Below are 5,464 nucleotides of genomic sequence, written 5' to 3' on the forward strand. Positions count from 1 at the left end.
CCGCTCTCCGGCGCCCGGGTCGCCCTGGTCGTCGGCGACGTCGTCGGCCACGGCCTGCACGCCGCCGCCACCATGGGCTGGCTGCGCACCGCCGTCCACACCTTCTCCGCCCTCGACCTGCCCCCCGACGAACTCCTCGGCCACCTCGACGACCTCGTCAACCGCATCGACCAGGACGCCTCCCTGGACGGCGACGCCCCCATCACCGGCGCCACCTGCCTCTACGCCATCTACGACCCCGTCGCGCTGCGCTGCACCATGGCCCGCGCCGGCCACCTGCTGCCCGCCGTCGCCCACCCCGACGGCAGCGTCGAGTTCCCCGAACTCCCGGCCGGCGCCCCGCTCGGCCTGGTCGGCATGCCCTTCGAAGCCGTCGACATCGACCTGCCCGAGGGCAGCCACCTCGTCCTCTACACCGACGGCCTGGTCGAGGACCGCCACCGCGACATCGACGAGGGCCTGGAACTGCTGCGCGCCTCGCTCGCCGCCCGACCCGGCCTCACCCCCGAGAAGACCTGCGACTCCGTGCTGGAGGCCATGCTCCCGGCCAGCCCCACCGACGACATCGCCCTGCTCGTCGCCCGCACCCGCGCGCTGCCCGCCGAGAACGTCGACGCCTGGGAGGTCCCCGCCGACCCCAGCGCCGTCTCCGGCGTCCGCGGCGAGGTCAGCCGCCGCCTGGAGGAGTGGGGCCTGGACGACCTCGCCTTCACCACCGAACTCATCCTCAGCGAGCTCGTCACCAACGCTATCCGCTACGGCGGCGGGCCGATCCGCGTCCGGCTGCTCCGCGACCGCACCCTGATCTGCGAGGTCTCCGACAGCAGCAGCACCTCCCCGCACCTCAAGTACGCCGCCAGCACCGACGAGGGCGGCCGCGGCCTCTTCCTGGTCGCCCAGTTCGCGGAGCGCTGGGGCACCCGCTACACCGACACCGGCAAGGTCATCTGGGCCGAGCAACTGCTGCCCTGAGCACGGGCCCGGCCCGGCCGATCACCGCGTGCGGTGTTCCACCAGGTCGCGCAACTGCTCCAGGTCCGTCCGGACGGTCCGCTCGATCGCGCTCGCCAGCGCGAAACCGTGCGGCGCACCGCCGAACAGCTCCTCCACCGCCGCCGGCTCGTACTCGATCCGCACCTGCACCTGGGTGCGGTGCTCGTCCAGCGGGCGCAGCGCGAACGTGCCGCGCAGGTGCGGCTCGTCCACCGTCTCCCAGGTCATCACCCGGTTGTGGCCGCGGTCGGTGAAGAACGCGTCGAACTCCCGGTGGCCGCCGTCCACCGCCACGTCCAGACGGGCGCGGTGGCTGCCACGGGCGGAGGCGTGCAGGACGCCCTCGACGAAGCGGGGGTAGTCGGCGATCCGGTGCAGCTGGTCCCAGGCGGCGTCGGCCGGGGCACCGATCTCGATCTGCTCCTCAAGGGTGCTCATCGCTCTCCTCGCCTTCTCGGCTCCCGCATCCAGCCTGCCCCCGCCCCCGGCGGCCCCGCAAAAGACGCGGCCGGTACCGGACGCGGAAACCTGTGCGGATTCCGTGCCCGCCGCCGCCCCGGCCCGGCCCGGCCCGGGTGTCAGAGCGACGCCGCCGCCGACCGCGGCAGCCAGAGCGCGTGCACCAGCACCGCGGCCGCCGCGAAACCGGCGATCACCACCGCCATCGGCAGGGCCGACCCCGAACCGCCCAGACCCACCAGCGGCGCGGCCAGCCCGCCCAGCGCGAACTGCAGCAGCCCCAGCAGGGCCGAGGCCGTGCCCGCGTCGTCCCGCCCGGACAGCGCCAGCGCCGTCGAGTTCGGCATCACCAGCCCCACCGCCGCCACCACCAGCAGCAGCGAGCCGCACACCGCCCACAGCCCCAGCCCCGCGACGACCGCCAGCAGGAGCCCGGCCCCGCCCGACGCCGAGACCGCCAGACCCGCCCGCAGCATCACCTCCGGGGACCGGCTGCGCAGCAGCCGCGCGTTCAGCTGGCCCAGCAGCACCAGGCCCAGCGCATTGCCGCCGAACACCAGGCTGAACTGCTGGGCGTCCAACCCGTACACCTGCTGCAGCACGAACGAGGAACCGGAGATGTACGCGAACATCGCGGCGAAGGCGCACCCGGCGCCCACCGCGTACCCCATGAACCGGCGGTCGGCCAGCAGCCCGCCGAAGCTGCGCACCGTCCGGGGCAGGCCGCCGCCGCTGCGCCGCTCGGCGGGCAGCGACTCGGGCAGCGCGAGCGCCGCGGCCGCGAGCAGTGCGGCGCCGACGGCGGCGAGCACCGCGAACACCGCCCGCCAGTCGGCGAAGCGCAGCAACTGACTGCCCACCACCGGGGCGAGGATCGGCGCCAGGCCGTTCACCAGCATCAGCAGCGAGAAGAAGCGGGCCGCCTCGACGCCGTCGTAGAGGTCGCGGACGACCGCCCGGCTGATCACGATGCCCGCGGCGCCGGCCAGGCCCTGCAGCAGCCGCGCGGCGGTCAGGACCTCGGCGTTCGGCGCCACCGCGCAGAGTGCGGATGCGGCGACGTAGCCGGCCAGGCCGACCAGCAGCGGGCCGCGCCGGCCCCGGCGGTCGCTGAGCGGCCCGGCCACCAGCTGGCCGAGGGCGAGGCCGAGCAGGCAGGCGGTCAGGGTGAGCTGCACGTCGGCGTCCCGTACGCCGAGGTCCCCGGCGAGGGCGGGGAGGGCCGGGAGGTACATGTCGAGCGAGAGCGGCCCGAAGGCGGAGAGCGCGCCGAGCACCACGATCAGCCGCAGGCGCCGGCCCGGTCCGGGCGCCGCGGACCCGGCGGGGGAGGCCGCGGACGCGGTGGCGGACGCGGTGGCCGGGCGGGCCGGCCGGGCGGAGGCGGGGGTCATCGGCGGTCTCTCCGTCTTCTCCGGCGGTCGGCCTTCTCCGGCGGTCGGCCCGGGCGGCGCGGGTGCGGGACCGGGTGTGCCGGACCAGGGTAGCCGGATAGCTGACTGCTCAGCAATTGACTGCTCAGTCGATTCGGCGGGGCGCGGCGCCGGAAACGATCAGTAGACTCACCGGCCATGGAGATCGCACCGGCGGCGGCCGGCCGGCCGTCCGGGGAGCACCGGACGGCGGCGGAGCTCGCGGCGGCGGCCGACCGCCCGGCCGTCCACGAGCTCGGCCTGCTGCTGCGCGCCGCGGCCCGCCTCGACCGGGCCGTGGACACCGCGATGCGGGCCGAGTGCGGGCTCAGCCACACCATGTTCGAGGTGCTGCTGATGCTCGCCCGCGCCCGCGGCGAAGGGGTCCCGCAGCGGGAGCTCGCCGAGGGCCTCACCCTGACCAGCGGCGGCACCACCCGGCTGGTCGACCGCATGGAGCAGGCCGGCCTCGTCCGGCGCACCCCCTCGCCCGCGGACCGCCGGATCACCCTGGTCGGGGCCACCCCCGAGGGCGCCGTGGCGTTCGGCCGCGCCTCGGAGGTGCACGCCCGGATCGTCGACCGGCTGCTGCTCGCCCCGGTCGCCCCCGACGACCGGCCGCACCTGCTCGCCGCCCTCCGCGCCGTCGTGGAGAACCCCGAGCGCTGAGACCGGGGCCGCCCGGACGTCCCGGACGCCCGGCGGCACGGCGGCGGGACGGTCGGGCGGCCGCGGGTCTCAGAGCGCCGGGTCGGTCAGGCCGGCGAAGACGCCGCAGATCTCCCGGGCGGCCTCCCGCATCCCGGTGCTCTCGTGCGGCCGGGCGACCAGCTCGGTGAGGATCAGCAGGGCCGCCTGCAGGGCCGCCATCGGCACCTCGACGGTCCGCAGCCCGCTCAGCACGTCGCTGGCCTGTTCCGCCGCACTGGTCGTCCAGCTCTGGGTCTGCTGCGGCGCCCGGACGGCGGCGGGCCGCCGAGCGGCGGGGCCGCCGGCGGATCCGAACTCCTGGTGCGCGAGGGGGAGGGCGAGGGCCTGCGGCGGGACGGCGGCCGGAGGGGCATCGGGCGCGGACGGGTGGCACGTGTTCATACCGGTACCAACGACGCCGCCGCGGTACGGGTGCTGCCCTATCCCGGCGCGGGCAGGACGGCGGGCGGGCCGGGCGGCCGGCGTGGCCGAGCGAGCCGGCCCGCGGCCGGGAGGCGCCCCACATGCACCTGGCGGTCGCGGGCCGGGAACCTGCGCCGATCCGGCCGGGGGAGGGCCGGAACAGCCACGGGAGCCCGGTCCCGCGCCGCGGGGGGTGGCGCGGAACCGGGCTGTGTCCAGCATACGGGAGCGCTCCCACCGGCCGGGACGGGGGCCCCGGGCGTCCTGGACGTCCCGGGCCGGGTCAGCCGCCGGTCTTCTCGGTGATCTGCTTCACCACGGCGTTCCAGGCCTTCTTCGGGTCGGTGCCGTTGCGGGCGACGTCCACCAGGGCGACGTCGCTGATGGCGGCCTTGACCGCGCCGTCCATCCGCCCGATCGGGGCGGGCAGGACCGTGCGGGCCGCGTCGGCGTAGATCCGACCGGTGGGGGCGTTGTTGAAGTACGGGTTGGTGGCGTCCTGGACGGCCTTCGACTCCAGCGCGGCGGTGGCCGAGGGCAGGTTGCCGGTCGCGGCGAACACCTTGGCCTGCTGCTCGGGGGCGGTCAGCCAGGCGGCCAGTGCGGCGGCCTCCTTCTGGTGCTTGCCGGCCTTCGGCACGGTGAGGAAGGCGCCGCCCCAGTTGCCGGCGGCCGGCGCGGGCGCGATGTCCCACAGGCCCTCGCCGCGGTCGCCCGCGTACTTGCTGATCACGCCGGTCATCCAGGACGGGCAGACGATCGTCGCGAAGCCGGAGAGGTACAGCGCCTCGTTCCACTCCGGACCGAACTGCTTGAGGCCGCTGGTGAGTCCGGAACGGGCGGCGGACACCGAGAGGTCCCAGGCCTTCTTCACCCCGGGGCTGTCCTCGTAGACCAGCTCGCCGCGGGCGTTCGAGAACTGCTCGGGCTGGCTCGACAGCACGGCGTTGAACAGGCCGCCGGCCGAGTCGGTGAACGTGGTCCTCGCCGGTGCGTGCGCCTTGTAGCGGCGGCCGACGTCCACGAACTTCGACCAGTCGCCCGCCCACAGCCGGCCCACCGCCTCGCGGTCGGACGGGAGGCCGGCCTTCTGGAAGAGGTCCTTGCGGTAGCAGACGGCCATCGGCCCGGTGTCGGTGCCGAGCCCGACCAGCGCGCCGGAGGCGGTGGTCGCCTGGGCCGACTTCCACGGCAGCCAGGACGAGGCGTGGACCCCGGGGGCCGCCTGCAGGTCGGTGAGCTTGTCGGCGAGCGGGCCGGTGGCCTCGGAGATGTAGCCGACCTCCACGGCCTGGATGTCGGCCAGCGGCTTGCCGCCCTGGCCGGTCAGCCCCGCGGTGAGGTCCGCCCAGTACTCCTCGCTGTCCTGGGTCGCGGCCTCGGTGATGACGACCTCCGGGTGCTTGGCCATGTACTCCGTCGTGCCGTTGTCCTCGGGGTGTTCCCGCCTCCGGCGCGGGTGGTGCGCCGTTCGCAAGAACGTCCGT

The 5,464-nt window shown here is 75.6% G+C and carries 6 protein-coding genes; 2 read left to right on the forward strand and 4 right to left on the reverse strand.

Translation table 11 applies throughout. From position 1 onward, the window contains the following. Positions 1 to 972, forward strand: a 972-nt coding sequence (locus ABZ641_RS24490) for an ATP-binding SpoIIE family protein phosphatase (RefSeq protein ID WP_359984929.1), incomplete at its 5' end; no start/stop codon positions are given. Between the two features lie 21 nt (positions 973 to 993). Here the strand turns inward: ABZ641_RS24490 and ABZ641_RS24495 are convergent. Further along, complete coding sequence (locus ABZ641_RS24495; RefSeq protein ID WP_344626674.1) at positions 994 to 1,431, reverse strand: SRPBCC family protein; 438 nt, start codon at positions 1,429 to 1,431, stop codon at positions 994 to 996. A gap of 140 nt (positions 1,432 to 1,571) precedes the next feature. Continuing rightward, positions 1,572 to 2,846 carry a multidrug effflux MFS transporter gene (locus tag ABZ641_RS24500; protein WP_359984931.1) on the reverse strand — a complete coding sequence of 425 codons (1,275 nt, stop codon included), beginning with the start codon at positions 2,844 to 2,846 and terminating at the stop codon, positions 1,572 to 1,574. Positions 2,847 to 3,023: 177 nt separating this feature from the next. On the opposite strand from ABZ641_RS24500, the gene ABZ641_RS24505 reads away from it, so the two are divergent. Beyond that, positions 3,024 to 3,533 carry a MarR family transcriptional regulator gene (locus ABZ641_RS24505; RefSeq protein WP_359984933.1) on the forward strand — a complete coding sequence of 170 codons (510 nt, stop codon included), beginning with the start codon at positions 3,024 to 3,026 and terminating at the stop codon, positions 3,531 to 3,533. Between the two features lie 69 nt (positions 3,534 to 3,602). Here ABZ641_RS24505 and ABZ641_RS24510 read toward each other — a convergent pair whose 3' ends face one another. Both ABZ641_RS24510 and ABZ641_RS24515 read right to left on the reverse strand, forming a co-directional pair. After that, on the reverse strand, positions 3,603 to 3,956 hold the full coding sequence (locus ABZ641_RS24510) for a hypothetical protein (RefSeq protein ID WP_359984936.1): 354 nt from the start codon (positions 3,954 to 3,956) through the stop codon (positions 3,603 to 3,605). A 304-nt stretch (positions 3,957 to 4,260) separates the two neighbouring features. After that, positions 4,261 to 5,464, reverse strand: a 1,204-nt coding sequence (locus ABZ641_RS24515; protein WP_359984939.1) for an ABC transporter substrate-binding protein, incomplete at its 5' end; no start/stop codon positions are given.

Source organism: Kitasatospora sp. NPDC007106, from assembly GCF_040634455.1.
Taxonomy (GTDB): Bacteria; Actinomycetota; Actinomycetes; order Streptomycetales; family Streptomycetaceae; genus Kitasatospora; species Kitasatospora arboriphila.